Here is a 25,812-nt window from a genome sequence, read left to right on the forward strand (position 1 = left end):
GAGCCCATGATTCCGTACACCCTTCATCGCGGCAACGCGCCGCTCCTGATCAGCCTGCCGCACAACGGCAGCGCCATTCCCGACGATATCGGCGCCCGCATGAAGCGCCGGGCACGCCGTTCGGTGGACACCGACTGGCACGTGGCCGAGCTTTATGACTTCGCCCGGAGCATGGGCGCCAGCGTCATCAAGCCCTTCGCGTCCCGCTACGTGGTCGACCTCAACCGTCCCTCTGACGGGCATGCCCTGTATCCCGGGCAGGCCGAGACCGGCCTGGCGCCGACGGTCATGTTCGACGGCAGCCCGATCTACCGGCCGGGTGCCGAGCCCGACGCCGCCGAGATCGCCGACCGCGTGACGCGTTGGTGGAAGCCCTATCACCAGGCTCTGGGCGACGAGATCGCCCGCCTGCGCAAGCAGTTCGGGCGTGTCGTGCTGTGGGAAGGCCATTCGATCCGCAGTGAAGTGCCGATGCTGTTCGACGGGCGCCTGCCGGATTTCAACATCGGTACGGCGGATGGCGCCAGTTGCTCGCCCGGGTTGCAGGAGGCGCTGGTCGGCGTGCTCGAGGGGCAGGGCGACTACAGCTTTGCCGTCAACGGGCGCTTCAAGGGCGGCCACATCACCCGTCATTACGGACGACCGGACAAGGGCATCGACGCGATCCAGCTCGAGCTGTCGCAGATCAACTACATGGACGAGGAATCGTTCGAGTATCTGCCCAGGAAGGCGGCCGGGGTGCAGGCGTTGATCGGCGACATGCTGAAGGTGTGCCTGGCTTCGGTTCCCGCGGTTTCCTGAACCTTTTGGCGAACGCCTACGAAGCGAATGCGGCCACACACTTCAGCTCGATCGCGATCGCCGTAGGCAACGCATTCACCTCCACGGTGGTGCGGCACGCATCCACCCCCGCGAACGCCTCCGCGTAGAGCCGGTTATACGCTTCAAAATCGCCCGCCATATCGGTCAGGTAAACCGTCACATCGACCAGGTCCTCGAACCGGGCGCCGCTGGCTTCAAGCACCGCGCGAACATTGGCGAACACCTGGCGGCACTGCGCTTCGATGTCGTGGCCGACGAGCGTTCCGTCCGCATCGACCACGTTGCCGGGGATCGAATTGTCCGCGGGTACACGCGGGCCGATGCCTGAGAGGAAGAGCAACGAACCCACCCGCCGGGCGTGCGGATAAGCGCCGACGGGCTTCGGTGCGCCCCCGACACGGATGACGTCATGACCCATGGTCGATGCAGACATTTCTGGCCTCTGTGAAAAAACGCATGGCTTCGATGCCGCCTTCGCGGCCGATACCCGACTGACCCGAGCCGCCGAAAGGCGTGCGCAGATCGCGCAGCATCCAGCAGTTGACCCAGACGATGCCGAACCGCAGCCGCGCCGAAAACCGGTGTGCCCGCGAAACATCCCGCGTCCATACCGAGGCGGCCAGCCCATAAGGCGTACCGTTGGCGATCGCCAGGGCGTCGTCTTCGCTGTCGAAGGGGATCAGCGTGACGACCGGGCCGAAGATTTCCTCCTGATTGGTCGCCGCCTCCGGCGGCAGCCCTTCGATGACCGTGGGTGCGACGAACCAGCCCTCTGCGCAGCGACCGTCCACCTGCACGCGCTCTCCCCCTGTCAGCACACGTCCGCCTTCCTGGCGCGCACGTTCGATGCATCCCATGACCTTGTCGAAGTGCGCCCGCGAGACCAGTGCGCCGAGATCGCTCGTCGCGTCGTTCGGATCGCCGGTACGCAGTGCGCCGACACGCTCCAGGTAGGCCGAGCGAAAACGCTCGTAGATGCTTCGCTGCACCAGCAGGCGCGATCCGCAGAGGCAGATTTCACCCTGGTTCGCGAAGCCCGAGCGGACGATCGTGCTCATCGCCGCGTCGGAGAAATCGAAATCGTCGAAGACGACGGTGGGATTCTTGCCGCCGAGCTCCAGCGACACCTTCTTGAGCTGCGCCGCCGCCGCGGAGGCGATGGCGACACCCGTGCGCGTGCTGCCCGTGAACGAGACGGCCTTGACGCCCTCGTGCGTGACGACCGCCTCGCCGACGGCGGGCCCCGTCCCATGGACGATGTTGAGGACGCCAGGCGGGAAGCCCGCGTCGCAGGCCAGTGTGCCGAGCAGCCACGCGGTATACGGCGTCACTTCCGAAGGCTTGGCCACCACGGTGTTGCCGGCGGCCAGCGCGGGGGCGATCTTCCACGTGAACAGATAGAGCGGAAGATTCCACGGACTGATGCAGCCGACGACGCCCAGGGGAAGCCGTAGCGTGTAATTGATGGCGCCGCGCTCCATCGCGTGCGACTCGCTGCTCCATTGCGTCGCGGCGGCCGCGAAGAAACGAAGGTTGGCGATCGCACGAGGGATATCCAGCGTGCGTGCGAGAGCGAGCGGCTTGCCGCTGTCTTGCGACTCCGCCGCGGCGAAGGCGGCGAGGCGCGCTTCGATCCGATCGGCAAGACGGGACAGGCACGCGGCGCGCGCGTCGGCCGGGGTCGACGCCCATCCGGCGGCGGCCTGTGAGGCGGCGCTCACGGCGTCCGCGACGTCGGCCGCATCGGAATCGGGGCACCGGGCAAAGACGTGGCTCGTGGCCGGGTCGATGACGTCGAGATAGCGATCGCCCCGCGGCGCGCGTGCCTTCCCGTCGATGAGGTTGGCGAGAACGATCATGGCTGCCTCAGTTGAGGTTTCGGGTGCGCCCGCCGTCGACAGCCAGGCTCACGCCATTGACGTAGCCAGCGGCCGGACTGGCAAGGAAGGCGATCGCGGCGGCCACCTCGGCCGGTTCGCCGAAGCGCGCCGCGGGAACGCTGGCGAGCAGATCGCGCTCCACGTCCTCGCGGCTGCGACCGTTCCCGCGCCTGGCCTCGATCAGTTCCTCGGTGCGCGCAGTGCGCGTATAGCCCGGCAGCACGTTGTTCACCGTGATGCCGTCGGCGGCCACCTCCGATGCGAGCGTCTTGGCCCAGCCGGCCGTGGCGGCACGTACGGTATTGGACACGCCCAGGTTCGGGATCGGCGCCTTGACCGAGGTGGAGACCACATTGATCACGCGGCCGTAGTGCGCCTCGCGCATGCCGGGCAGGCAGGCCTGGGTAATGACCTGGGCCGCCAGCACGTGCTGGCGAAAGGCTGTCAGGTAATCGTCCGGCGCGGCGGACCATGCGGGGCCTGGCGGTGGCCCGCCACTGTTGTTCACCACGATATGCACGGCATGCAGGCTGACCACTCGCGCGATAACCGTGGTCAGGCCGGCGGTGTCGAGCATGTCGACGGCGAGGTGGTCGTGGGACTGGCCGGCATACCGGGCGGGCAGCTCGCGGGCGAGGGCGGCGAGCGCATCCGCGGAGCGGGAGAGCAGGGTGACGCTGGCGCCCAGTTCGGCCAGCTCGAAGGCGGTGGCGCGGCCGATGCCTTGCGATGCGCCGCAGATCAGCGCGTGTCGACCGGTGAGGCGAAGATCCATGCGAACTCCCTGCGGCGGGTGAAGGGAATTAGTGTTGCTTCATCGCCCACCACTGTAACGCCATCGCGGCCAACCAGCACGGCCACGCGAGCCAGGGGGCACGTCGCCACAAGGCCTGCCAGCGGTTGAGCTGGTCATCGTTGAACAGGGCGGGAGCGTCCGAGCGCAGGACGCGGCGCACGCGCAGCCAGTTGGACAAGCCGTTCGGGCGACCGGAGTCGGCCTCGACGATGGTTTTCCACTGGTCCGGATAGCGCTTGCGCAGTGTCGCCGTGAAGCGCCACTGCGCAACGATGTGCAGGACAAAGAACGCGACGGCGCCCAGCAAGAGAAGAAGATAGAAGAGAACCGCGGTCTGCATGATCGGGTCAGCTGTCCTTGTCTTTTTTCTTCGCGTCGGTGCCGAGAAGATCGGTGGTCACCACATCGCGAATGGTCGATATGACGCCGTTACCCTGCGACGCCTTCGAGCAGACGGCGTTGCCGATCGCCTTCTTGTACGTATCGTTCTGCATGCCCAGGAACAGCACGCCGTCCGGGCCGTGCGGGATCTTGAAGCTTCCCGCCGAGCTCATCTTGACGGGCGCTTCCGCCGAGAAGCTGCTGGGCGACTGCTCCCAGTAGGTCTGGCTCTTCTGCTGCTTGGCCGACGAATACACGACCAGGTAGCGCGCCTTGTCGTCTTCGACCTTGAACTTGCCGAAGGCGCCCGTCGTCTCGTTGGTCCAGCCCATGTACTCGCAGAGCTGGATGTCTTCCGCGTGCAGCGGCTGGAAGGCATCGTCCAGCAGCACCATGGTCGGGGCGAAGAGGTAGCTGGAGCTGAGCCAGCGACCGTTGAGTTCGGCTTTCAGCGCGATCGTGTACGGCATCTGCGCGCCCGCCGGCAGGCGGAACGCGAGGAAGTAGCTACGGTCGCCGTTGAGATTGGCGACCGGGCTGTCCTTCGTCAGTTCGAACCGCTGCGGCTGCCAGGGCAGCATGTCCTGGTAGGAGAGGTCGGCGAAGCTGCCACAGCACGGCGAGGCGTCTTCGAGCGACTTGCGTGCGGCGTCGATCGCGGCCGTCGTTTTTTCCGGCGGACGGAAGTTCGGCGGCACGATCGCGCCCATCGTATGGCAGGCGGCGAGGCCCAGCAGGGCCACGGCGATCAACAGGGGACGTACGACGTGTGGGGGCATGGTCTTCAGTCGGGGAATGATCAGAACTCGGCGCTCCCTGCCGCGCGAGGGTAGGGGATGGCGTCACGGATGTTGGCCAGACCGCAGACGTAGACCAGCAGGCGCTCGAAGCCCAGACCGAAGCCGGCATGCGGCACGGTGCCGTAGCGGCGCAGGTCGCGGTACCAGTTGTAGGTGTCCTTATCGAGCTTGAACTGGTCCATGCGGCGGTCGAGGTAGTCCAGCCGTTCCTCGCGCTGAGCACCGCCGATGATCTCGCCGATGCCGGGTGCGAGGACGTCCATGGCCGCCACGGTCTTGCCGTCGTCGTTGAGGCGCATATAGAACGCCTTGATCTCTTCGGGGTAGTTCATGACGACCACGGGACGGCCAATATGTTCCTCGGCGAGGTAACGCTCGTGCTCGGTCTGCAGGTCGATACCCCAGGCGACCGGGTGTTCGAATTTTTTTCCGGACTTCTGCAGGATCTCGACGGCCTCGGTGTACTGGATGCGCTCGAACGGCTTGGCGATGAACGCTTCCAGGCGCGTGATGGCGTCCGGCTGCACGCGCTCGGCGAAGAACGCCATATCGTCCTGGCGCTCGTCCAGCACGGCCTTGAAGATGCCCTTGAGGAACAGCTCGGCCAGATCGGCGTTGTCGTTCAGGTCGGCGAAGGCCACTTCGGGCTCGACCATCCAGAACTCGGCCAGATGGCGCGTGGTGTTGGAGTTTTCGGCGCGGAAGGTGGGGCCGAACGTGTACACCTTGCTCATCGCCATGGCATAGCCTTCGACGTTGAGCTGGCCGGACACGGTGAGGAAGGCCTCGCGACCGAAGAAGTCCTTTTTCCAGTCGATGCCGCCCTTGTCGTCGCGCGGCAGGTTGGCCAGGTCGAGCGTGGAAAGGCGGAACATGTCACCGGCGCCTTCGGCGTCGGAGGTGGTGATGATCGGCGTGTTGATCCAGAAGAAGCCCTGCTCCGTCAGGATCCGGTGGATCGCCATCATCATGGTGTGGCGGACGCGGGTGACGGCCCCGAACAGGTTGGTGCGCGGGCGCAGGTGGGCGACCTCGCGCAGGAACTCCATCGAGTGCTGCTTGGGCTGGATCGGGTAGGTGAGCGGGTTCTCGACGAAACCGGTGACCTCGATGCGGGTGGCCTGGATCTCGAACGCCTGACCCTTGCCCTGCGAAGGCACGAGCCTGCCGGTGGCGATCACGCCGGCGCCGGCGGAAAGATGCTTAACGTCGGTCTCGTAGTTGGCGAGATCCGAGGTGGCGACCACCTGGATGGGGGCGAAGCAGGAGCCATCGCTCACGTTAACGAAGGAGAGGCCACCCTTGGACTCGCGCAGGGTGCGCACCCAGCCGCGGACCGTGACTTCGTGTTCGCCTGCGGTCGTACCGCCGGCGAGGGCCTGCTTGACGCTTACCACCGTCATCGATTGAAACTCCAGAAAAGGCGCCGCACATAGGGAGGGCGCGTGGGACGCGACCTTGCATGATAATGTAAGGGTCACGTGAACGGCACCGTTCCCGGGTATATCACGGTAATAAAACGATTTCATGAGCATCCAGATCACTCCCGCCGCCTCCGACCGCATGCGAGCCTTCCTGTCCCGGGCACCTGAGGCCGCGGGCGTGCGTTTTTCCGTCAAGCGAATGGGCTGCTCGGGCTTCGGCTACGTGGTCGACCTGGCCGGCGCCATCGCCGCCGAGGACCAGGTGCTCGATATCGATGGGATCCGCGTCGTGGTCGACCCGAAGAGCCTGCCCCTGGTCGACGGCACTTTGATCGACTTCCAGCGCCAGGGGCTGAACGCCTCGTTCGTCTTCCACAACCCCAACGCCACCGGCGAATGCGGCTGCGGCGAAAGCTTCACCGTCTCGTAAGCCTCGCCGGTAGGAGCGCGCCCCGCGCGCGATGCCTCATGCCAAGCCGTCCGCGCCAGCTCCCGGGCCCGGGGACGGGGACGGGATTTTCGCGAGCAGGGCTCGCTCCTGCCCAGCGGCGGCTGCGCCTCCGCTTGCGGTAGCCCCCTGAATCTCCTTACAATGCGCGGCTGGCCCTCCCCAAAGGAGGGTCTTCTTGCCTCACCGCACGTCGCGGGAGGCTGCCATCCCCGGAAGGGGTGCATCCACAAGGAGTCACCATGCGTCATTACGAAGTCGTGTTCCTGGTCCATCCGGACCAGAGCGAACAGGTGCCCGCCATGATCGAGCGCTACAAGGCGCTGATCGAAGGCGACAACGGCACGATCCACCGTCTGGAAGACTGGGGCCGCCGTCAGCTGGCTTACCCGATCGCCAACCTCGCCAAGGCTCACTACGTGATGCTGAACATCGAGGTTTCGCAGAACGCCCTCAACGAGCTCGAGACGGGCTTCCGTTTCAACGACGCTGTCCTGCGCCACCTCGTGGTCCGCCGCGACGAAGCCGACACCGAGCCGTCCTTCATCCTGAAGAGCAAGGAAAAGGATGAGCAGAAGGGTTCGCGTCGCCGTGACGACGACAGCGACGGCGACGACCGCCGTGGTGGTCGCGACAACGACAACGATCGCGACAGCGACGACTAATCGGGGATCACAGACATGTCCAAGTTCTTCCGCCGCCGTAAGTTCTGCCGCTTCACCGCTGAAGGCGTGAAAGAGATCGATTACAAGGATCTCAACACCCTGCGTCAGTACGTGACCGAGAACGGCAAGATCGTCCCGAGCCGCATCACCGGCACGAAGGCCCGCTACCAGCGTCAGCTGGCGACCGCGATCAAGCGCGCTCGCTTCCTCTCGCTGCTGCCGTACACCGACAACCACGACGTCTGATTTTTCAGGCGTCTCATTTCGGACAACCGTCCTGGCTGCATGGGGCCCAACCCGTGCTAACGAAAGTAAGGAATATTTATGGAACTCATTCTCCTCGAGAAGGTGAAGAACCTCGGCAACCTCGGCGACAAGGTCAGCGTCAAGCCGGGTTACGGTCGTAACTTCCTCCTCCCGACCGGCAAGGCCGCTCGCGCGACCGCCGCCAACCTCGAAGCGTTCGAAGCACGTCGTGCCGAGTACGAAGCCAAGGCCAAGGAACAGCTGGCCGGCGCCGAGGGTCGTGCCGCCAAGCTCGACGGCGCGGAAGTCACCATCGAAGTCAACGCTTCGCCGGAAGGCAAGCTGTTCGGCTCGGTGACCCCGCGTGACGTGGCCGAGGCATTCGTCGCCAAGGGCTACGAAGTCGACAAGAGCGAAGTGATCCAGGCCGAAGGCCCGTTCCGCAATACCGGCGAATACGATGTCACCATCGTGCTCCACGCCGATATCCAGCAGACGGTCAAGGTCAAGGTCGTCGGCGCGTAAGCACCGGCTACCGGCAACACCGAAGCGGGCGCCCTTGTGGCGCCCGTTTTTTTTGCCCCGCGCCGAAGGACTCAGCCGCGCCGCGCTCCGGCAGGAGCCAGCCCTTCCGTGCCCCGGCAGGAGCCGCCGTTCCGTGCTCCGGCAGGCGCCAGTCCTTCCGCGCTCCTGTAGGAGCCAGCCCTGCTGGCGACAGCCAACGAAGCGGCGAAGCGGCAACCCTCAATTTGCGTAACATCTCACAAGCCAACGCAGCATCCGTCATCGTCGAGCGTCCGCCTCCCCCAGCCAAAGCCCCACCCAGCGCGGCTTCCGCCAAACCCCGTCCACCTCCCATTGGCTCCCGCCAACTCCCCCACCTAAAGTCACGCCCTTTGCGCAGTCAGCAAGCGAGCGGTCATGGGCAAGTGGTGGTGGCGGTCATGCATGGGCGTGGCTGGCGGTTCGATCATGGGAATGTCGGCCTGGGCTGCCGATGCGCCGGTCGAGGCGGAAAGCGCGCCCTACATCGAGGCACGCTACCGTTACAGCAATCTCCATTCCGACGGTGCGCCTAAGCGAGGTCACGCCAACACGTTGCGCACGCAGCTTGGCTATCACTGGGTGATCGGCAACGGCTGGAGCGTTTACGGCGAAGGCACCCGCACGTGGGCGCTGTTCGGTCAGCAATACGATGATGGCTCGGCCCGTATCACCCCCTATCCCACCGAAGCGGATCCCGCCTCCACCGGCGTGTCCAATGCGTGGGCGGAGTACCGCGACGATGCTTTCGCCGCGCGCGCTGGACGCCAGTACGTGCTTCTCGATGCCGGCCGTTTCATAAGCAACAACCCATGGCGGCAGAACCTGCAATCCTACGACGGTGTGCAGCTGTCCTGGAAAGCGTGGCAGGGAGCCGACCTGCGCTACTACTGGCTGGGCCGCGCGAACCGTACGCCTGGGTTCGATTTTCACGACCGTGACCAGCGTCGGTGGAAGCTCGCAGCGCACCTGCTGCACCTGGATCAGGCGTTGCCGGTAGGTAAGCTGGCCGCCTACGGTTATTTCATCCGCAACGACACGGTGTCCGCCAACTCCACCAAAACGGTTGGCGCGCGCTGGACGGGCTCCTACCAGCCCGCTGCCAGCGCGGCGAAACTGGGCTGGACCGTGGACGTGGCCCGTCAGTACGACTACGCGAATAACCCCGCGCGGTTCAGTCTGGGCTACCACCTGTTCGAGGTGAGCTACGGCCGGCCAGCACTTTCCGGGCGCGCCGGTGAGGAGAAGCTTGACGGCAACGGGCGCAACGCGGTCAACGTCGCCTACGGCGCGGCTCGCGCCTTCAACGGCTGGGTGGTGGCCTTCCGCATTCCCCGCACCGGCTTACGCGAACGCTACGTCGGTGTTCTCGGCAGCGTCGATGCGGGCCGCCGGATAAGCTGGCAGGTCACGTCGCGCCATTTCCGGGCAGAGAAGGGCGGTGCGCTGCTGGGCCGTGAACTGGATGCGGGCGTGCTGGTGGGGCTGGCCAGGGGCCTGACGCTGGACATCCAATACGGCGACTACCGTGCCGCGACGCACGGCGTCGACGAGCGAAAACTCTGGCTCATCGGTGAATACCGCTTTGGCCAGGCGCCGCGCTGATCGGATAACCCACAAGTTATCCACAGACTTATCCTCTCAAGGTTTGCGACAGGGGCGCGTATCATGGCGTCACGGCGACCCGGGCCCGGGTCATCAGCCGACCGCATGACGAGGTAAACGATGTCCTTCAATCCAGAGCGTGGCGAGCGCGGTGAGCGCGGCGACCGCAAGCGCCGCCGCGAGCGCGAGCCCAGCGCTTTCGAGTCCCTTCGCATCCCGCCGCACTCCATCGAGGCGGAACAGGCCGTCCTGGGCGGCCTGATGTTGTCTCCGGACTCGCTGGACAAGGTGGCCGACAAGCTGACCGACGACGACTTCTACCGTAAGGATCATCGTCTGATCTGGCGCGCCATCAACGAGCTGGCCAACAAGGGCATGCCCTGCGACGCCATCACGCTGGGCGACTGGTTCGTCGCCAACGAAATGGCCGAGATGGTCGGTGGTGCCAGCTACCTGATGGAACTGGCCAACTCCACGCCCAGCGCAGCCAATATCGCCGCTTATGGCGATATCGTGCGCGAAAAGTCGGTACTGCGCATGCTGATCGACGCGGGTACGTCGATCACCGAGGACGGTTTCCGTCCCGAAGGCAAAAGCGTTCAGGAGGTGATGGAGCTCGCCGAGCAGCGCGTGTTCCGTATCGCGGAATCGGGCGCGCGCGGCAAGAAAGACATCGTCTCCGTACGCGAAGCCGTGGGCGAGGCCTTCCGCATGCTGACCGAGCGCTATGAAAAGCGCGGCCAGCTGACCGGTCTGTCCACCGGCTTTACCGATCTCGACGAACTGACCTCGGGCTTGCAGCCGTCCGACCTGGTCATCATCGCGGCTCGCCCGTCGATGGGTAAGACGGCGTTCGCACTCAACCTCGCCGAAGCGGCGGCGATGCGCGGCAAGAAGGCCGTCGCGGTGTTCTCGATGGAAATGTCGGCCTCACAGCTGGCCTTCCGTCTGATCTCGTCGCTCGGTCGCGTGCATGCGCAGCACCTGCGAAACGGCGATCTGGCCGAAGAAGACTGGCCGCGCGTCACGTCGGCGATCACCATGCTCTCCGATGCGAAGATCTTCATCGACGACACGCCAGCCATGTCGCCGGTGGAAATGCGCTCGCGTTCGCGTCGTCTGCAGCGCGAACACGGGCTGGGCCTGATCGTGATCGATTACCTGCAGCTGATGCAGGTGCCCGGCAACAGCGAAAACCGCGCGACGGAAATCTCGGAAATTTCCCGCGGCCTCAAGGCGCTGGCGAAGGAACTCAACGTGCCGGTGATCGCGTTGTCGCAGCTGAACCGCTCACTGGAGCAGCGCGCCGACAAGCGTCCGATGATGTCCGATCTTCGCGAGTCCGGCGCTATCGAGCAGGATGCCGACGTCATCATGTTCATCTACCGCGACGAGTACTACAACAAGGAATCGCCCGATAAGGGCCTGGCCGAAATCATCATCGGCAAGCAGCGTAACGGTCCGACGGACACGGTGAAGCTGGCCTTCCTCGGTCACTACACCAAGTTCGAGAACTGGACGCCGGAATCCTACGTGGGGTCGTTCGACTAGCTTGCTGCTTTGGTTGTCTTTCATGTGTCGGGGATGGGGTCATGAGGCTTAGGTTCTGGGGAATGTCGCTGCTCATGCTCGCCACCGACGTGTCGGCGGCCGAACGTATCGCACTGCCCGACCACCCCACGGCCGACCAGCGCGCGGACATCGAGCAGCGCCTCAACGACTGGCCGCTGCTGGCGCGGTTCGCGAAGGACAACGCAACTTATCCGCCGCCCAGAGCCGGGGAGAAGCGCGTCATCTTCTTCGGCGACTCGATCACCGATTTCTGGGGTCGGCCCATCGGCGAGTTCTTCCCGGGACGGGGCTACATCAACCGCGGGATAAGCGGCCAGACGACGGCACAGATGCTGGTGCGCTTTCGCGCCGACGTGATCGCCCTGAAGCCGGCGGTCGTGGTGATCCTCGCCGGGACGAACGACATCGCGGGTAACACCGGCGCGTCGTCGCTGGGCATGATCGAGGACAATCTGTCGTCGATGACCGAGCTGGCCCGGGCGCATGGTATCCATGTCGTCCTCGCTTCGTTGCTGCCCGTCAGCGATGCGGTCATCAAGGATCAGACGGTGCGCCGGCCGCCCTCGGCGATTCTCGCCCTGAATGCATGGATCCGTCAGTACGCGGGAGCGGAGCATCTCGTGTTGCTCGATTACGCGCCGGCGATGTCGGACGGCGCGGGTGCCCTGAAGGTCGACTTGACGGACGATGGATTGCATCCGAACGCGAAGGGCTACGCCGTGATGGCGCCGCTTGCTCAGAAAGCCGTCAATGCCGCTTTGGCGGCGGCGACTGATTAACGCGTTGGCAAATTCCTACAGCATTTTAGGACAACGCCCAACAGACGCACGCCTGCCTGATCGCTAGCATCGTCCGCTCATTCGACGGCCTTTTCCCGCGTGCGTCCGGGCAGGGTCAAGGTCGTTCAGGGCCGGACGCATCAGGACAGAATCCATCATGGAAATTACCTTCAGGCACGCCGGTGTGGCGTCGCTTGCGCTTGGCCTCACCCTTACGCTTTCCGCGTGCGCCGCCACCAACCCGCTCGTCGCCAAAACGCAGAAGGAGCACGAAGCGAAGGTCGCCGCCATTCCCAAATGCGCACGCAAGCTCGGAAGCATCTCGGTGCTCGAGCCCGAGGGTGACGTGCACTGGTGGACGCAGCAGCAGCTGCCGTCGCCGACCAAACTCATCAAGGTGTTCGTCAATAAGTCCGGCTGCTTCACACTGGTGGATCGCGGCACGGGCATGAGCGCGGCGATGCGCGAGCGTGCGCTTGCGGCCGGAGGTGAACTCCGTGGTGGCGCCAACGTCGGCAAGGGGCAGGTCAAGGCGGCGGACTATGTCATGGTCCCCGATCTGGTCTCGGCCAACGGCAATGCCGGCGGCAGCGCGCTCGGCGCGCTGGCGGGTGGTCTGATCGGGGGCGGTGCCGGGCGCCTCGTCGGTTCCATCAACATCAGTTCCAAAACGTCGGACGTGGTGCTCACCGTCACCGATGTGCGCTCGTCCGAGCAGGTCGCGATGGCGGAAGGCCATGGGGAGAAGAATGACATCGGCCTCGGGGCCCGCGGCTCGTTCTTCGGCAGTCAGGGTATGGGCGGCGCCGGCATCGGTGGCTACGCCGACACCACGATCGGCCAGGTCATCACCATGGCCTACCTCGATGCCTACACCAAGCTGGTCAACGAAATGGGCGGCATGCCGGGCAACGCGTCCGCAGCGAATGTGCGGCAGTCCGGCACGGTTCGCGTGGCGACGCGCATGTTCGCCACGTCCAGCATGAAGGGCAAGGCCGTGCGCTCGCTCGAGCCCGGCATGACGGTCTATCCGACGGGCGACAAGGTCGGAGTCATCTGGGAGGTCGAGGACGAGCACGGCAACCGTGGCTGGATCTCGTCGGAAAACTTCGACCTGGCGCGCTGACCGGCCGGTAACCGCCACCCTCGCGCCACACGGCTGCCCGGTCGATCCGGCTAGACTGGGCAGTCTTCTTCGTCAGCGTCGCCGCATTCAAGCCCATGAGCCGTACCACCGTCGCCACCATCCATCTCGGTGCCCTGCGCCATAACCTCGCTCGCGTGCGGGCACTGGCGGGTACCGCGAAAGTCATGGCGGTGGTGAAGGCCGACGCGTACGGGCATGGCCTCGAGCGCGTGGCCCGCGCACTGGATGGCGAGGCCGAGGCCTTTGCGGTCGCGGCCATTGCGGATGGTCTGCGGCTTCGCGCGGCCGGTCACCGGCAGCGCATCGTCGTTCTCTCCGGCCCCGACACGTCGTCCGATATCGCGGAAATGCAGCGCCTTCGGCTGGACGCACTGATTCATCACGATGCCCAGCTGCCCTGGCTGGCGAAAGCCGATCCTTCGCGAGGTCCGCTGCGGGTCTGGATCAAGGTCGACACGGGCATGCACCGGCTCGGTTTCGATCCGGTGCGTGCACGTGAGGTGCATGCGGCTTTGTCGGCCATGCCAGCCATCGACCCTGAGCTGGGACTGATGACGCATTTCGCGTCGTCGGAGGAATTCGAGGGGCGCGAGACCGCCTTGCAGATCGCCCGGTTCCGCGCGGCGACCGAAGGACTCGACGGCCCGCGAGCGCTGTCCAACTCCGCCGCGGTGCTCGGCTGGCCGGATGCGCGCGCCGACTGGGTTCGCACAGGCGGCCTGCTCTACGGACTTTCCGTGGTCGAGGGCAAATCCGGTAGCGATTTCGGCTTCCGTCCCGTCATGACCCTCGCCACCCGTCTCGTAGCGATCAATCGCCTCGCAAAGGGGGAGCGTGTCGGCTACAACGGCACCTACGAGTGCCCTGAAGACATGCCGGTCGGCGTGGCCGCCATCGGCTACGGGGATGGTTATCCACGCAGTGCCGCCCCCGGCACGCCGGTGTCGATCCATGGCCGCCTGGCGCCGCTGATCGGCCGGGTCTCCATGGATCTCATCACGATCGACCTGCGCGGCATACCCGAAGCGCGTACCGGCGACCGCGTGACGTTGTGGGGTGACGAGCTTCCGGTCGAGACGGTGGCGGCGTCGGCGGGTACGATCTCGTATGACCTGACCTGTGGCATGACCCGTCGGGTACTGTTCGTCGAAGACGAAACCTGAGCGAGCGTCACCCGCGTATCGGTCCCTGCGACAGCGCTGTGCGATACAGCCTCATCCACTTCACGGAATTCCCCGACGATGGCCAAGGCCAAGACCGCTTACGTGTGCACCCAGTGCGGTGCCGAGCACAGCAAATGGCAAGGCCAGTGCGCTGAATGCAACGAATGGAACGTTCTCACCGAATTCGTCGTGCAGCCCGCCAAGCCCGCGGCGGTGTCATCGCCGGGTGCCCGGCGCGGCGGTTATGCGGGGGATGCCGCGGGCGCGCCGAGGATCACGCCACTCACCGAGGTCCTGCTGACGGCCGAAGCCCGCACGAATACCGGCATAGGCGAGCTCGATCGCGTGCTCGGCGGCGGTCTGGTCGACGGGTCGGTGGTGCTTATCGGCGGCGATCCGGGGATCGGCAAGTCGACCCTGCTGCTGCAGATGCTCGGCACGCTGGGTGCCGTGTTGCCAAGCCTGTATGTCACGGGCGAAGAATCGCTGAGTCAGGTGGCGAGCCGCGCGCAGCGCCTCGATTTGCCGCTGGCGCCTTTGCATGCGCTGGCGGAAACCTGCATCGAGCGGATTCTCGAGCAGGCGGTGACTGCGCGGCCGCGCGTCCTGGTGATCGACTCGATCCAGACGATCTGGACCGAGATGCTCACCGCCGCACCGGGATCCGTCAGCCAGGTGCGCGAGTCCGCCGCCAAGCTCACGCGGTTCGCCAAGGAAACCGGCACCTCGGTCTTTCTGGTCGGCCATGTGACGAAAGAGGGCGGCATCGCCGGACCGCGCGTGCTTGAGCATATGGTCGACGCCGTCCTGTATTTCGAAGGCGAGTCGGGCAGCCGTTTCCGCGTGCTGCGCGCGTTCAAGAACCGCTTCGGCGCCGTCAACGAGCTCGGCGTGTTCGCCATGTCCGAGAAAGGTCTGCGCGAAGTCCCGAACCCTTCGGCCATTTTTCTTTCCGCCCATGCGGGCCCTACGCCCGGCAGTGCGGTCATGGTGACGCGCGAAGGCACACGGCCGTTGCTGGTCGAGGTCCAGGCGCTGGTCGATCAGTCGTCACTGGGTAACCCCCGGCGCGTGGTGCTGGGGCTGGAGCAGAATCGTCTGGCCATGTTGCTCGCCGTCCTTCATCGCCACGGCGGTGTGGCGGCATATGACCAGGACGTCTTCGTCAACGTGGTTGGCGGTATTCGTGTTCAGGAGACGGCATCCGATGTTCCGGTGATCATGGCGGTGCTGTCCAGCCTGCGCGATCGTCCCCTGCCCGAAAAGACCATCGCCTTCGGTGAAGTCGGTCTGTCCGGCGAGATCCGCCCGGTGCCCAATGGCGAGGAGCGGCTGAAGGAAGCGGCGACGCACGGGTTTCGTCGTGCCATCGTGCCGGCCGCCAACGCGCCCAGGCGTGGTCGCGTGGGCGACATGGAAGTCATCGGAGTCGAGCGGTTGTCACAGGCCCTGGATGCGAGCCGGGACACGTAAGCCGCGAGGGCGCAAGGACGCGCGCGCTTATGCCGTGCGGTGCAGGATGAGCTCCAGCACCGCTTTGGTGCCGAAGAACGCCAGCAGCAGGAACGCCATGCCGGCCAGCGTCCAGTACACGGCACGAATGCCGCGCCAGCCGTAGCGCCACCGTCCCCAGAGCAGGACCCCGAAGACGATCCAGGCGATGATCGAGAGCACCGTCTTATGGACGAGGTGCTGCCCGAACAGGTCGCCGACGAACAGGGCGCCGGTGACCAGGGTCAGCGTGAGCAGCACGAAGCCGACCGCGATCAGACGGAACAGCAGTACTTCGGTCAGCGTGAGCGGGGGCAGGGCGCGCAGCCAGTGGCCGAACTTGCTCCGGCGCAGTGCGCGCTCCTGAATCGCCAGCAGGATGGCCAGGGCGGCGGCGATCGACAGGATGCCGAAGGCCAGCACGGCGATGGTGACGTGCAGCTCGATCTGCCAGGTCATGATGCCGGGCGCGGTGTGAGGCGCCAGAAACGTATCGACCGCCAGGAAGATCGCGGAGAGCGGGAAGATCAGGATGCCCAGCCCCGCGACCGGCCGGGACAGGTTGACCGCCAGCGTCAGTGCCGAGGCGATCCAGGCGACCAGCGACAGGGCGGCGAAGAAATGCAGATCCAGCGTCCCGCGGTGGGCACTGAGCAGGACGGCGCCGTGGGCAAGGGCGGCGACGGTCGCCAGCAGGGCGCCCGCACGGGCGAGCGGCTGCCCGCCCGTGACCAGTGGCCGCGCGAGGACACCGGCGGCGGACAGGTAGAGGGCGATGGCGGCCAGCGTAAGGGCGGTGACGATCATGACTGCGGAGTGTGGCATAGCCGCCCGGGGTCGTGAATGCGACACAGTGGCATTTGCTCGCCCAAGCCCTTTGCGCGTCCCGCGTCAGCTATAATTCGTCGTTTACAGCATCGCCGACCCGACTCGCCATGTTCGAATCGCTCAGTAATCGCCTCTCCGATACCGTCAACCGCCTGCGTGGTCGCGGCCGGCTGACCGAGGAAAACATTCGCGAAACCCTGCGCGAAGTCCGCATCGCCCTGCTCGAGGCCGACGTGGCCCTGCCGGTGGTGAAGGCGCTGATCGAGCGGGTAAAGGTCCGCGCCGTCGGGCAGGACGTTCTGAAGAGCCTGTCGCCGGGCCAGGCGCTGATCAAGGTCGTCAGCGACGAACTGACCGCGGTCATGGGTCAGGCCAACACCGAGCTGAATCTCGCCGCCACGCCTCCCGCCATCGTTCTGATGGCCGGTCTGCAGGGTGCGGGTAAGACCACCACGGTCGGCAAGCTGGCCCGTTTCCTCAGGGAGCGGAAGAAGAAGCGCGTCATGGTGGTCAGCTGCGACGTGTATCGTCCCGCCGCCATCGAGCAGCTGCGCACGCTGGCCGAGCAGGTCGACGTCACCTTCTTCCCGTCGGAAGCCGGCCAGAATCCGGTCGATATCGCGAAGGCCGCGGTTGCCGCCGCCCGTCGCGAAGTGATGGACGTGCTGCTGGTCGATACCGCGGGCCGTCTGCATATCGACGACGCGATGATGGACGAGATCAAGGCGCTGCACGGCGCCCTGAACCCCATCGAGACCCTGTTCGTGGTCGACTCGATGACCGGTCAGGACGCGGCCAATGTGGCCAAGGCGTTCTCCGACGCCTTGCCGCTGACCGGTGTGATCCTGACCAAAACGGACGGTGACGCCCGTGGCGGCGCCGCCCTGTCGGTGCGCTACATCACGGGTCGCCCGATCAAGTTCCTCGGTGCGGGCGAGAAGTCCGACGCCCTCGAGCCGTTCCATCCCGATCGCCTCGCGCAGCGCATCCTCGGCATGGGCGACGTCCTGTCGCTGGTCGAGGAAGTCGAGCGCAAGGTCGACCAGGAAAAAGCCCAGAAGCTGGCCGAGAAGGTCATCAAGGGCAAGCGTTTCGATCTGAACGACATGCGCGACCAGCTCGAGCAGATGTCGAACATGGGCGGCCTGGCCGGTCTCATGGACAAGCTGCCCGGCATGGGCAACATCCCGGACAGCGTCAAGTCCAAGGTCAACGACAACGAGCTGAAGCGCATGGTCGCTATCATCGGCTCGATGACGAAGAAGGAGCGTCGGCACCCCGATCTCCTGAACGGATCGCGCAAAGCCCGTGTGGCGCGTGGTTCGGGCACGCAGCCGGCGGACGTCAACCGCCTGCTGAAGCAGTACATGCAGATGGAAAAGATGATGTCCAAGCTGTCCAAGGGCGGCAGCAAGGGTCTCCTCCGTCAGATGCGTGGGGCGATGAAGGGTATGGGCGGTATGGGCGGCGGTTTGCCGCCGATGCGCTAAACCCCTTCCATTTTCTACAACTTTCGCTAAAATGCCGGGTTTACCGCGCCCGCTTCTCGCGCGCGCCTTGCCGGCACACGGCATTCTGGAGCTCGTAATATGGTTAAGATTCGTCTTTCGCGCGGTGGCGCCAAGGGCCGTCCGTTTTATCACATCGTTGTGACCGACCAGCGCAGCCCGCGCGACGGTCGTAACATCGAGCGTGTCGGCTACTACAACCCGGTCGCTTCGGGCGCTGATAAGCGTCTCGAGCTCGACGTCGCCAAGGTCCAGGCCTGGGTCGGCAAGGGTGCGCAGCTGACCGACAAGGTCCGTGCCCTCGTGAAGGAAGCCGGCAAGCTGGCTGCTTGATGTCGACGGAGTCCGGTAAGCGCGTCCGTCTGGGGCGCATTGTCGGGCTCTACGGTGTGCAGGGCCAGGTCAAGCTCGAAAGCTGGACCGAGCCCCGCATCCAGATCTTCCGCTACCAGCCATGGCTGCTCACCGCGCCGGGTGTGGAAAAGGAAATCGGCGGAGTCCGTGGACGCGCGCAGGGCAAAGGTCTCGTGGCCAGCCTTCCGGGCGTCGAGGATCGCGATCAGGCGACAGCCCTCATCGGTTGTGAGATCACGGTCTCGCGCGATGTGCTGCCGCCTCCCGCTCCGGGCGAGTTCTACTGGACCGACCTCGAAGGCCTCGAGGTCGTTACCACGGAAAACGTCGTTCTCGGTCGGGTGAATCACCTGTTCGCCACCGGCGCCAACGACGTCATGGTGGTGAAGGATGGTGACAAGGAACGCCTGATTCCGTTCGTCCAGGGCCCTTACGTGCACGCTATCGATTTCGACAGCGCCCGCATCGTGGTGGACTGGGACCCCGAGTTCTAAGGCGACGAATCCAGGTCATGCGTATCGATGTGGTTTCGTTGTTTCCCGATTTCGTCCGCCAGTCGGCCGCGGTCGGGGTGGTCGGAAGGGCGCAGCAACGCGAGTTGTTACAGGTGGAAACCTGGAACCCCCGCGATTTCGCTCCCGACAGGCATCGCACCGTGGACGGCCGCCCTTTTGGCGGTGGGCCGGGCATGGTGATGCTGATCGACCCTTTGCGAGCGGCGCTCGCAGCGGTTCGTGAGGCGGCACCGGAACCGGTGCACGTGATTTATCTCAGCCCGCAAGGTGCGCGGCTGACGCAGAAGAGGACCGAGGCGCTGGCAAACATGCCGCGAATCGCCCTGATCTGCGGACGTTACGAGGGCGTGGACGAACGCCTGCTGGAGCACGAGGTCGACGAAGAGCTTTCAATCGGCGATTATGTGCTGTCTGGCGGGGAGCTTGCCGCAGCGGTGGTTATCGACGCGGTGGGTCGTCTTCAGGAAGGTGCGTTGAACGACGCGCAATCCGCCCAGCAGGATTCCTTCTCGGATGGTCTGCTGGATTGCCCGCATTACACCCGTCCCGAGCATCACGATGCCTGGGGCGGCGTGCCGGAGGTGCTGCTTTCCGGCGATCACGCGGCTATTCGCCGCTGGCGTCGAAAACAGTCGCTGGGTCGTACCTGGCTGCGCCGGCCGGATCTGCTAACGCAGCGTGCGCTCGATGATGAATCGAGGGCATTGCTTGATGAATTCCGCCGTGAATACGAACGGCCAAACGGTGCGGCCGGAAACGACCGCCGTAACAAAAATTGACAGGTGTGCCATGAACAAACTCCTCCAACAGTTCGAAGCCGAGCAGATCACCCGCCAGCTGCCGGATTTCGGTCCTGGCGACACCGTGATCGTCAACGTCAAGGTGAAGGAAGGTAACCGCGAGCGCGTACAGGCGTTCGAAGGTATCGTCATCGCCAAGCGCAGCCGCGGCCTGCACTCCGCCTTCACCGTGCGCAAGATCTCGCACGGCACCGGCGTGGAGCGCGTGTTCCAGTCGCACAGCCGCGCCATCGACTCGGTCGAAGTGAAGCGCAAGGGTAAGGTCCGCGGCGCCAAGCTGTATTACCTGCGTGGTCTCGAAGGTAAGGCTGCCCGCATCAAGGAAGACATCGCCGCCGCCGCCGCTGCGAAGGTCGCCAAGAAGGCCGCTGCCGCCGCTGCCGCCGCCGAGTAATCGGCTGCCGCAAGGCACACGAAAAAGCCCGCGAGCGATCGCGGGCTTTTTCGTTGTCAGACCGGCATGTATTCCTCGGCCAGCACCTTGGCGGGCTCCTGCAGGAAGTTGCCCTGCACGAAGTCCACGCCGCAGGCGAACAGCAGTGAGGTGCTCACCGCGTCCTCGACCCATTCGGCGATGGTCTGCTTGCCCGAAGTGTGGCCTTCCTTGCAGATCTCCGCGATCTTCTTCTGATTTTCCGGATGCTGCGGGAGATCCGTCATGAAGCTGCGGTCGATCTTGAGGAAGTCGGCTTCGATGTGATTGAGCATCTGGAACGAGTTGAGGCCGGAGCCGAACTGTTCGATGCCGAACTTGCCGCCCGCCTTGCGCCACGCCGAGACGAATTCCTGGGTCGGGCGCAGGCTGGTGAGCACCTTGGATTCCGGCATCTCGATGACCAGCGTGCTGCGACGTAGCCTGGCCGTATCGAGACGCCGACAGAGCCAGGGCAGCAGATCGCGGTCTTCCAGCGACTGCTGGGTCATCTTCACGAAATACGTGGTCGTCAGACCGTCGTTTTCGCGATGCACCAGCGCGTCGATCGCGTGCCCCAGAACCCAGCGGTCGATCGCGGGCAGCAGGCCGTTACGCTCCGCCACCGGGAAGAAATACGACGGCAGGACATCGCCCTTGGGCCCGCGCATGCGGACCAGGATCTCGTAGAACTCGCCGGCGGCATCCTGCAGGCTGATGATCTGCTGGTGATAGAGGCGCAGGCCGTCTTTCGCCAGCGCGTCGCGGACCAGGTCGAGCCAGTACTGCTCGCGCTCGGCGTCGGCCTTCTCGCGTGCGCTCGGGTCGTGCAGTTCGACCCGGTTGCCGCCCTGGTTCTGGGCGTTGCGAAGCGCTGCGCTGGCCTGGTCGAGCACGGTGTCGCTGTTGGCGTTCTTCTCGGCCAGCAGGGTGCCGCCGATGGTGATCGTGACGGTCAGCGAGCGGGAGCCCGCATCGAAGATGTGCTCGGAGATCGCGGTGCGCAGGCGCTCGGTGAGAGCCGCGTGTTCCAGATCGCCGCGCGGCCCGAGGATCAGGCCGAGCGTGTGGTCGCCAAGGACGCCGGCGACGTCCTCGTCGTCGATGGATTCCGCGATGCGCGTGGCGATGGCCGCCAGCAGGGAATCCGCGTTGCCGATGCCGGCGCTGGTGACGATGTCCTTCCAGTTGTCCGGCTCGATGAGCAGGACGGCCTGGCCCTCGCGGCCGGCGGCCGCGGCAGCCACGGCTTCATCCACGTGCTCCAGGGTGCGCGCGCGATTGAACAGGCCGGTGACCGGGTCGCGTTGCAGCTGGGCGACCAGTGCGGCGTCGACGATCTGCTGACGGAAGACGATCTGCAGGCAGGCTTCGCTTTCGAAGGTGGCGTGGGCGAATTCCACCATCGCGGTGAAGGTGCTGCCGTCATCGCGGCGCGCCAGCAGTTCGATCGGCGGGGGCGACTTGTCGCCCCTGGAAAGGCCGCGCAGCGTCGTCTTGAAGTCGTCCGCGTGCGTACCGGCGATCAGGTCGAGGATGGGCAGGCCCAGGATATCGTCGAAGTCGGCAAAGCCGAAGGCATCGAGGTAGGCCTGATTCACACGCACGTGCATGCCTTCGTGCACGTAGGCGATGGCATCGCGCGACGAATCGAGCAGGGAGTCGCAGCGTCGCTCGGTCTCGCGCAGCGACGTCTCGAGGCGACGCACCTGGCGCCGCGTCGAGAGCGACTCGAACTCGCGCAGGACAATCGCAAGGATCTGGTCCGGGCGCTTGCGCAACGCCACGCCGCGGCAGCCGTTGGCGAAGAGATCGGCGACCGCATCGTCCTGCAGGCCATCGACGATGGCGATGAGCGCGAGGTCGCGGCCGCTGGCATCGAGCTGACGCATGACGGCGCCGGCATCGATGCCGGGCACGTTCGGATTCAGAAGCACCAGGTCGGGCACGAGCTCGTCGAGCGAGGCCTGGATGCCCGCCGCGTCGACCGCCCGGGCGGGGCGCACGGCGATGCCGCCATTGCGCAGTACGTTGATCAAAAGCTCGGCGTCTTCCACCGAGTCTTCGATGAAGAGGATCCTGATGACGTTGTCGTGTTTCATGCCGTTCCGCTTACCGCTGTTCCACCCGACGAACCCGTGAACCGGCCCGCTCCCCCCTTGTCGCGGCCCGGTCACTCTCGTACCGGGTAGGGGACATACTAGCGCGCGAAATCGGCAATGGGGCGCTTCGAAGGGTCGCCCTGCAATTCACGCACGAGTTTTGGGACGAGGTACCCGGGGAGCCTTGCACGCAGGGCGTCGACGAGGCGCAGAGCCGTCTCATCGTCGACCTCGAAATGGGCGGCCCCCGCCACCTTGTCCAGCTGGTGCAGGTAATAGGGCAGCACCCCGGCGGCGAAGGACCGCTCACACAGGTCAGTGAGAATATCCGCATCGTCATTGATGCCGCGAAGCAGGACCGACTGGTTGAGCAGGGTGGCGCCAGCATCGCGAAGGCGCGCGCAGGCGGCATCGACCGAGGCGTCGAACTCGTTGGCGTGGTTGGCGTGCAGGACCACGACCTTCTGCAGCGGCAGGCTTGACAGCCAGGTCGTGAACTCGTCGTCCACCCGCTCCGGCAACACGACCGGCAGGCGCGTGTGGATGCGCAGGCGGATGACGTGAGGCATTTCCGCCAGGCCCCGGGTGAGCTCGGCGAGCTTGTGCGTGGCCAGTGACAGGGGATCGCCGCCGGACAGGATCAGCTCCCGGATCGACGGGTCGGCCTTCACATGCGTGAGGGCCTCCCGCCACTGGGCGGCGGCGGCGATTTCTTCTCCGTACGGGAAGTGCCGGCGAAAGCAGTACCGGCAATTGACCGCGCAGCTGCCGCTGGCGATCAGCAGGGCCCGTCCATCGTACTTGTGCAGCACCCCGTGGCCCGTCCGCGAGGCCATGTCGCCCACGGCGTCCACGGTAAAGCCCTCGGCCATATCGTGCTCGGCGCGGCGCGGGAGCACCTGGAGCAGGAGGGGGTCGCTGGCGTCCCCCTGACGCATCCGGGCCGCGAAACCGCGGGGCACACGCATGGGAAACCCGGCGTCGTCGGGGGGCAGAAGGTCGGTGCGCCCGCCGAGGCCGACGGCCCGCAGGAGCTCGCCGGCGTCCGTGATGGCGTCCCGCCACAGCTCGCGCCAGCCCGGGGAAGGCGACGATAGGCGGGAAGTGGGGCTTGCGGTTATCATTGTGGACCTTGGATCGGGCGCTGTGGCCCGTGACAGACCCTATTTTAGCCGCCCAGCGGGGCGGATATAACTCTGGAGCAGATACAGATGGGCATGCTGGGCCTCAACGACGTCAAAACGGGCAAGAAGATCATCCACAACGGCGATCCCTGGATCATCACCGAAGCGGACTTCATCAAGCCGGGTAAGGGCCAGGCGTTTACCCGTATCCGTATCCGCAACCTCAAGGACGGTCGCACGACCGAGCAGACGCTCAAGTCGAGCGACTCGTACGAAGAGGCCGATGCCGTCGATACGGATGCCAGCTTCTCGTACGTCGAGGGCACCGGCAACGATCGCGAATGGATCTTCATGCAGAGCGAGACCTACGACCAGCACCGCGCCAGCCTGGCGGCGATGGGCGACGCGTGGAAGTGGCTCAAGGGCGACGAAGAGTGCGTCATCACCCTCTTCAACGGCAATATCATCGCCGTGCAGGCGCCGAAGTTCGTCGAGCTGAAGATCACCGAGACCGATCCGGGCGTCCGTGGCGATACCTCGGGCGGCGGCGGCAAGCCGGCCACGCTCGAGACCGGTGCCGTGGTCCGCGTGCCGCTGTTCGTCAATCAGGACGAAATCATCAAGGTCGATACCCGCACCGGCGAGTACGACAGCCGCGTCAAGTAAGGCACGGCGTCTGTTGGTCGAATCGGCACGGCTGCCTTCCAGGCGCCGTGCCGATTTGTTTATGGGGTTTGCGCCCGATATGTTCCGAGAGTCCTGGTACCCCGCATCCCTGAGGCAGAAATGACTTCCAGCCCCACACCGATCGACCTTCTTATCGAAGCCCGCTGGGTCGTTCCCATCGAGCCGCATGGCGTGGTCCTCGACGACCATGCCGTCGCCGTGCACGGCGGCGAGATCGTCGCGATCCTGCCTGCCGACGAGGCCCGCGCGGCGTACGCGCCCGAAGAGCGCGTCATCCTCGAAGAACACGCGCTGATCCCCGGCCTGATCAACGCCCACACGCACAACCCCATGACTCTGCTGCGCGGTCTGGCCGACGACCTGCCGCTGATGACCTGGCTGCAGGAGCACATCTGGCCGGCCGAAGCGCGCGTGATGGGACACGACTTCATCCGTGACGGCGTGGAACTGGCCGTGGCCGAGATGATCCGCGGCGGCACCACCTGCGCCAACGAAAACTATTTCTTCCCCGACGTGATCGCCGCGACCTATCGCAAGATGGGCTTTCGCGCCGTCATCGGCCTGCCGGTCATCGATTTCCCGACGCCCTGGGCGAAGACCTCCGATGATTACTTCAGTCGCGCGGTCGAGGTCCACGATTCCCTGCAAGGCGAGCCGCTGCTGACCACGGCCTTCGTGCCGCACGCGCCGTATACGGTGTCGGACGAGAATTTCGAGCGCATCCGCGTGCTGTCCGACCAGCTCGATATCCCGGTGCATCTGCATACGCACGAGACCGCGCAGGAAGTGGAGGAGGCCGTCGCGAAGGACGGCATGCGTCCGTTCGAACGTCTGCGTAAGCTCGGCATCGTCAACGAGCGGCTGGTCGCCGTGCACATGACCCAGCTCACCGATGGCGAGATCGCGGCGTGTGCCGCGGCGGGCGTGTCGGTCGTGCATTGTCCGGAGTCCAACCTCAAGCTGGCATCCGGCTTCTGCCCGGCGGAGAAGCTGCGCACCGCGGGCGTCAACGTCTGCATCGGCACCGATGGCTGCGCGTCCAACAACGATCTCGACATGTTCGGCGAGATGCGCACGGCGGCGATGCTGGCCAAGGCCGTCGCGCAGGACGCCGCGGCGTTCGACGCCGCCTTCGCGCTTCGCGCCGCGACGCTCAACGGCGCAAAGGCCATCGGCCTCGGCGACCGCGTCGGCTCCATCGAGCCGGGCAAGCGCGCCGACCTGACCGCGGTTCGCCTGGATGCCCTCGAGACGCAGCCGCTCTACCACGTGGCCTCGCAGCTCGTGTACGCCACCGGCCGTCATCAGGTGAGCGACGTGTGGATCGACGGCCAGCGCAAGCTCGTCGCCGGCGAGCTCGTCGGCATCGACACCGCCGCGATCCGCGAAAAAGCGCGTTTCTGGCGCCAGCGTATCGCCGCCGGGGATCAGCCCGATGAGTGAGGCGACCCACCTCTACCTCGTGATGGCGATGCGCAACCCGACCTTCCAGGCCGAGGCGGGGCAGGCGCACCAGACGTTCCTCGCCGGACTGATCGAGCGCGGCGAACTCGACATGACCGGCCCGTTCACGGACGGGTCCGGCGGAGCCTACCTGCTGCGTGCCGCCAGCCTCGACGAGGCGACACGCATCGCGCACGCCGACCCGTTGCACATCACCGGTTCTTCCACGCTCACCGTCCACGAATGGCGTTTCCGCCGTTTTCCGGAGGCTTGAATC

The 25,812-nt window shown here is 65.5% G+C and carries 28 protein-coding genes; 19 read left to right on the forward strand and 9 right to left on the reverse strand.

Translation table 11 applies throughout. The annotated features are described in order from the left end of the window. Positions 1 to 6: 6 nt before the first annotated feature. Positions 7 to 801: an N-formylglutamate deformylase gene (gene hutG, locus J2X57_RS16100; RefSeq protein WP_090350909.1), complete on the forward strand. Its 795-nt coding sequence runs from the start codon at positions 7 to 9 to the stop codon at positions 799 to 801. A 16-nt stretch (positions 802 to 817) separates the two neighbouring features. Here the strand turns inward: hutG and J2X57_RS16105 are convergent, their stop codons facing one another. From J2X57_RS16105 to asnS, 6 genes are read right to left on the reverse strand one after another with little or no spacing between them, the layout of a single operon-like run. Next, positions 818 to 1,255: a RidA family protein gene (locus J2X57_RS16105; protein ID WP_239739770.1), complete on the reverse strand. Its 438-nt coding sequence runs from the start codon at positions 1,253 to 1,255 to the stop codon at positions 818 to 820. After that, complete coding sequence (locus J2X57_RS16110) at positions 1,230 to 2,681, reverse strand: aldehyde dehydrogenase (RefSeq protein WP_309868679.1); 1,452 nt, start codon at positions 2,679 to 2,681, stop codon at positions 1,230 to 1,232. Before J2X57_RS16110 ends, J2X57_RS16105 begins: the two co-directional genes overlap by 26 nt. Positions 2,682 to 2,688: 7 nt before the next feature. After that, the gene (locus J2X57_RS16115) at positions 2,689 to 3,477 is read right to left on the reverse strand and encodes an SDR family oxidoreductase (protein WP_309868682.1); all 789 of its coding nucleotides are present in this window, start codon (positions 3,475 to 3,477) and stop codon (positions 2,689 to 2,691) included. 28 nt (positions 3,478 to 3,505) lie between these two features. Further along, complete coding sequence (locus J2X57_RS16120) at positions 3,506 to 3,838, reverse strand: hypothetical protein (protein ID WP_036111675.1); 333 nt, start codon at positions 3,836 to 3,838, stop codon at positions 3,506 to 3,508. Positions 3,839 to 3,845: 7 nt separating this feature from the next. Continuing rightward, positions 3,846 to 4,658, reverse strand: coding sequence for a MalM family protein (locus J2X57_RS16125; RefSeq protein ID WP_051943425.1), 813 nt, complete (start codon positions 4,656 to 4,658; stop codon positions 3,846 to 3,848). Positions 4,659 to 4,678: 20 nt separating this feature from the next. Continuing rightward, a complete protein-coding gene (gene asnS / locus J2X57_RS16130) occupies positions 4,679 to 6,082 on the reverse strand; it encodes an asparagine--tRNA ligase (protein ID WP_043694993.1) in 1,404 nt (467 codons plus the stop codon). A gap of 124 nt (positions 6,083 to 6,206) precedes the next feature. Here asnS and J2X57_RS16135 point away from each other — a divergent pair, with 124 nt between their 5' ends. The 10 genes from J2X57_RS16135 to radA all read left to right on the forward strand — a co-directional run bounded on the left by J2X57_RS16135 (position 6,207) and on the right by radA (position 15,744). Next, a complete protein-coding gene (locus J2X57_RS16135) occupies positions 6,207 to 6,533 on the forward strand; it encodes an iron-sulfur cluster assembly accessory protein (protein ID WP_036111679.1) in 327 nt (108 codons plus the stop codon). Positions 6,534 to 6,793: 260 nt separating this feature from the next. Beyond that, a complete protein-coding gene (gene rpsF / locus J2X57_RS16140) occupies positions 6,794 to 7,216 on the forward strand; it encodes a 30S ribosomal protein S6 (RefSeq protein WP_036111682.1) in 423 nt (140 codons plus the stop codon). A 15-nt stretch (positions 7,217 to 7,231) separates the two neighbouring features. After that, positions 7,232 to 7,462, forward strand: coding sequence for a 30S ribosomal protein S18 (gene rpsR / locus J2X57_RS16145; RefSeq protein ID WP_029214018.1), 231 nt, complete (start codon positions 7,232 to 7,234; stop codon positions 7,460 to 7,462). 78 nt (positions 7,463 to 7,540) lie between these two features. After that, positions 7,541 to 7,987, forward strand: coding sequence for a 50S ribosomal protein L9 (rplI, locus tag J2X57_RS16150; RefSeq protein WP_036111689.1), 447 nt, complete (start codon positions 7,541 to 7,543; stop codon positions 7,985 to 7,987). Between the two features lie 396 nt (positions 7,988 to 8,383). After that, entirely contained in the window at positions 8,384 to 9,610 is a 1,227-nt protein-coding gene (locus tag J2X57_RS16155; RefSeq protein WP_309868699.1) for an alginate export family protein, read from the forward strand. 120 nt (positions 9,611 to 9,730) lie between these two features. Next, a complete protein-coding gene (locus J2X57_RS16160) occupies positions 9,731 to 11,161 on the forward strand; it encodes a replicative DNA helicase (protein WP_036111694.1) in 1,431 nt (476 codons plus the stop codon). A gap of 41 nt (positions 11,162 to 11,202) precedes the next feature. After that, complete coding sequence (locus J2X57_RS16165; RefSeq protein WP_309868702.1) at positions 11,203 to 11,961, forward strand: SGNH/GDSL hydrolase family protein; 759 nt, start codon at positions 11,203 to 11,205, stop codon at positions 11,959 to 11,961. 157 nt (positions 11,962 to 12,118) lie between these two features. Continuing rightward, positions 12,119 to 13,087 (forward strand): CsgG/HfaB family protein, encoded by a 969-nt coding sequence (locus tag J2X57_RS16170; RefSeq protein WP_309868704.1) that lies wholly within the window; start codon positions 12,119 to 12,121, stop codon positions 13,085 to 13,087. Positions 13,088 to 13,182: 95 nt separating this feature from the next. Next, the gene (gene alr, locus J2X57_RS16175) at positions 13,183 to 14,271 is read left to right on the forward strand and encodes an alanine racemase (RefSeq protein WP_036111702.1); all 1,089 of its coding nucleotides are present in this window, start codon (positions 13,183 to 13,185) and stop codon (positions 14,269 to 14,271) included. A gap of 78 nt (positions 14,272 to 14,349) precedes the next feature. Beyond that, positions 14,350 to 15,744, forward strand: a complete 1,395-nt coding sequence (gene radA, locus J2X57_RS16180) for a DNA repair protein RadA (protein ID WP_036111704.1) — start codon at positions 14,350 to 14,352, stop codon at positions 15,742 to 15,744. Between the two features lie 27 nt (positions 15,745 to 15,771). Here the strand turns inward: radA and ccsA are convergent, their stop codons facing one another. Beyond that, positions 15,772 to 16,569 (reverse strand): cytochrome c biogenesis protein CcsA, encoded by a 798-nt coding sequence (gene ccsA / locus J2X57_RS16185; protein ID WP_036111707.1) that lies wholly within the window; start codon positions 16,567 to 16,569, stop codon positions 15,772 to 15,774. Positions 16,570 to 16,697: 128 nt separating this feature from the next. Between ccsA and ffh the strand changes: the two genes are divergently transcribed. The 5 genes from ffh (at position 16,698) to rplS (ending at position 20,161) form a co-directional block, all read left to right on the forward strand. Beyond that, positions 16,698 to 18,080, forward strand: coding sequence for a signal recognition particle protein (ffh, locus tag J2X57_RS16190; protein ID WP_036111710.1), 1,383 nt, complete (start codon positions 16,698 to 16,700; stop codon positions 18,078 to 18,080). A gap of 99 nt (positions 18,081 to 18,179) precedes the next feature. After that, entirely contained in the window at positions 18,180 to 18,431 is a 252-nt protein-coding gene (gene rpsP, locus J2X57_RS16195; RefSeq protein WP_036111712.1) for a 30S ribosomal protein S16, read from the forward strand. Further along, entirely contained in the window at positions 18,431 to 18,946 is a 516-nt protein-coding gene (rimM, locus tag J2X57_RS16200; RefSeq protein WP_036111715.1) for a ribosome maturation factor RimM, read from the forward strand. Before rpsP ends, rimM begins: the two co-directional genes overlap by 1 nt. Positions 18,947 to 18,963: 17 nt before the next feature. Further along, positions 18,964 to 19,746: a tRNA (guanosine(37)-N1)-methyltransferase TrmD gene (trmD, locus tag J2X57_RS16205; RefSeq protein ID WP_036111718.1), complete on the forward strand. Its 783-nt coding sequence runs from the start codon at positions 18,964 to 18,966 to the stop codon at positions 19,744 to 19,746. Positions 19,747 to 19,756: 10 nt separating this feature from the next. Next, complete coding sequence (rplS, locus tag J2X57_RS16210; protein WP_036111719.1) at positions 19,757 to 20,161, forward strand: 50S ribosomal protein L19; 405 nt, start codon at positions 19,757 to 19,759, stop codon at positions 20,159 to 20,161. A gap of 56 nt (positions 20,162 to 20,217) precedes the next feature. Here the strand turns inward: rplS and J2X57_RS16215 are convergent, their stop codons facing one another. Further along, positions 20,218 to 22,281 (reverse strand): EAL domain-containing protein, encoded by a 2,064-nt coding sequence (locus tag J2X57_RS16215; protein WP_309868715.1) that lies wholly within the window; start codon positions 22,279 to 22,281, stop codon positions 20,218 to 20,220. Positions 22,282 to 22,379: 98 nt separating this feature from the next. Continuing rightward, the gene (gene epmB / locus J2X57_RS16220; RefSeq protein WP_309868718.1) at positions 22,380 to 23,405 is read right to left on the reverse strand and encodes an EF-P beta-lysylation protein EpmB; all 1,026 of its coding nucleotides are present in this window, start codon (positions 23,403 to 23,405) and stop codon (positions 22,380 to 22,382) included. Positions 23,406 to 23,492: 87 nt separating this feature from the next. Here epmB and efp point away from each other — a divergent pair, with 87 nt between their 5' ends. The 3 genes from efp (at position 23,493) to J2X57_RS16235 (ending at position 25,809) form a co-directional block, all read left to right on the forward strand. Beyond that, complete coding sequence (gene efp, locus J2X57_RS16225) at positions 23,493 to 24,071, forward strand: elongation factor P (RefSeq protein WP_036111726.1); 579 nt, start codon at positions 23,493 to 23,495, stop codon at positions 24,069 to 24,071. A gap of 120 nt (positions 24,072 to 24,191) precedes the next feature. Beyond that, entirely contained in the window at positions 24,192 to 25,535 is a 1,344-nt protein-coding gene (locus J2X57_RS16230) for a TRZ/ATZ family hydrolase (RefSeq protein ID WP_309868721.1), read from the forward strand. Further along, positions 25,528 to 25,809 carry a YciI family protein gene (locus J2X57_RS16235; RefSeq protein WP_036111730.1) on the forward strand — a complete coding sequence of 94 codons (282 nt, stop codon included), beginning with the start codon at positions 25,528 to 25,530 and terminating at the stop codon, positions 25,807 to 25,809. The genes J2X57_RS16230 and J2X57_RS16235 overlap by 8 nt, the downstream gene beginning before the upstream one ends. Positions 25,810 to 25,812 lie beyond the last annotated feature (3 nt).

Source organism: Luteibacter sp. 1214 (genome assembly GCF_031455395.1).
Taxonomy (GTDB): domain Bacteria; phylum Pseudomonadota; class Gammaproteobacteria; order Xanthomonadales; family Rhodanobacteraceae; genus Luteibacter; species Luteibacter mycovicinus.

Bases quoted from the DNA above. Each gene is read 5' to 3' on its own strand.
- ffh (WP_036111710.1), top strand. From the start codon at position 16,698: ATGTTCGAATCGCTCAGTAATCGCCTCTCCGATACCGTCAACCGCCTG.
- radA (WP_036111704.1), top strand. From the start codon at position 14,350: ATGGCCAAGGCCAAGACCGCTTACGTGTGCACCCAGTGCGGTGCCGAG.
- J2X57_RS16110 (WP_309868679.1), bottom strand. From the start codon at position 2,681: ATGATCGTTCTCGCCAACCTCATCGACGGGAAGGCACGCGCGCCGCGG.
- alr (WP_036111702.1), top strand. From the start codon at position 13,183: ATGAGCCGTACCACCGTCGCCACCATCCATCTCGGTGCCCTGCGCCAT.
- J2X57_RS16125 (WP_051943425.1), bottom strand. From the start codon at position 4,658: ATGCCCCCACACGTCGTACGTCCCCTGTTGATCGCCGTGGCCCTGCTG.
- rimM (WP_036111715.1), top strand. From the start codon at position 18,431: ATGTCGACGGAGTCCGGTAAGCGCGTCCGTCTGGGGCGCATTGTCGGG.
- J2X57_RS16170 (WP_309868704.1), top strand. From the start codon at position 12,119: ATGGAAATTACCTTCAGGCACGCCGGTGTGGCGTCGCTTGCGCTTGGC.
- rpsF (WP_036111682.1), top strand. From the start codon at position 6,794: ATGCGTCATTACGAAGTCGTGTTCCTGGTCCATCCGGACCAGAGCGAA.
- hutG (WP_090350909.1), top strand. From the start codon at position 7: ATGATTCCGTACACCCTTCATCGCGGCAACGCGCCGCTCCTGATCAGC.
- J2X57_RS16135 (WP_036111679.1), top strand. From the start codon at position 6,207: ATGAGCATCCAGATCACTCCCGCCGCCTCCGACCGCATGCGAGCCTTC.
- rplS (WP_036111719.1), top strand. From the start codon at position 19,757: ATGAACAAACTCCTCCAACAGTTCGAAGCCGAGCAGATCACCCGCCAG.
- J2X57_RS16155 (WP_309868699.1), top strand. From the start codon at position 8,384: ATGGGCAAGTGGTGGTGGCGGTCATGCATGGGCGTGGCTGGCGGTTCG.
- rplI (WP_036111689.1), top strand. From the start codon at position 7,541: ATGGAACTCATTCTCCTCGAGAAGGTGAAGAACCTCGGCAACCTCGGC.
- rpsP (WP_036111712.1), top strand. From the start codon at position 18,180: ATGGTTAAGATTCGTCTTTCGCGCGGTGGCGCCAAGGGCCGTCCGTTT.
- J2X57_RS16160 (WP_036111694.1), top strand. From the start codon at position 9,731: ATGTCCTTCAATCCAGAGCGTGGCGAGCGCGGTGAGCGCGGCGACCGC.
- epmB (WP_309868718.1), bottom strand. From the start codon at position 23,405: ATGATAACCGCAAGCCCCACTTCCCGCCTATCGTCGCCTTCCCCGGGC.
- J2X57_RS16215 (WP_309868715.1), bottom strand. From the start codon at position 22,281: ATGAAACACGACAACGTCATCAGGATCCTCTTCATCGAAGACTCGGTG.
- J2X57_RS16120 (WP_036111675.1), bottom strand. From the start codon at position 3,838: ATGCAGACCGCGGTTCTCTTCTATCTTCTTCTCTTGCTGGGCGCCGTC.
- ccsA (WP_036111707.1), bottom strand. From the start codon at position 16,569: ATGATCGTCACCGCCCTTACGCTGGCCGCCATCGCCCTCTACCTGTCC.
- J2X57_RS16235 (WP_036111730.1), top strand. From the start codon at position 25,528: ATGAGTGAGGCGACCCACCTCTACCTCGTGATGGCGATGCGCAACCCG.
- J2X57_RS16165 (WP_309868702.1), top strand. From the start codon at position 11,203: ATGAGGCTTAGGTTCTGGGGAATGTCGCTGCTCATGCTCGCCACCGAC.
- efp (WP_036111726.1), top strand. From the start codon at position 23,493: ATGGGCATGCTGGGCCTCAACGACGTCAAAACGGGCAAGAAGATCATC.
- J2X57_RS16105 (WP_239739770.1), bottom strand. From the start codon at position 1,255: ATGTCTGCATCGACCATGGGTCATGACGTCATCCGTGTCGGGGGCGCA.
- trmD (WP_036111718.1), top strand. From the start codon at position 18,964: ATGCGTATCGATGTGGTTTCGTTGTTTCCCGATTTCGTCCGCCAGTCG.
- asnS (WP_043694993.1), bottom strand. From the start codon at position 6,082: ATGACGGTGGTAAGCGTCAAGCAGGCCCTCGCCGGCGGTACGACCGCA.
- J2X57_RS16115 (WP_309868682.1), bottom strand. From the start codon at position 3,477: ATGGATCTTCGCCTCACCGGTCGACACGCGCTGATCTGCGGCGCATCG.
- J2X57_RS16230 (WP_309868721.1), top strand. From the start codon at position 24,192: ATGACTTCCAGCCCCACACCGATCGACCTTCTTATCGAAGCCCGCTGG.
- rpsR (WP_029214018.1), top strand. From the start codon at position 7,232: ATGTCCAAGTTCTTCCGCCGCCGTAAGTTCTGCCGCTTCACCGCTGAA.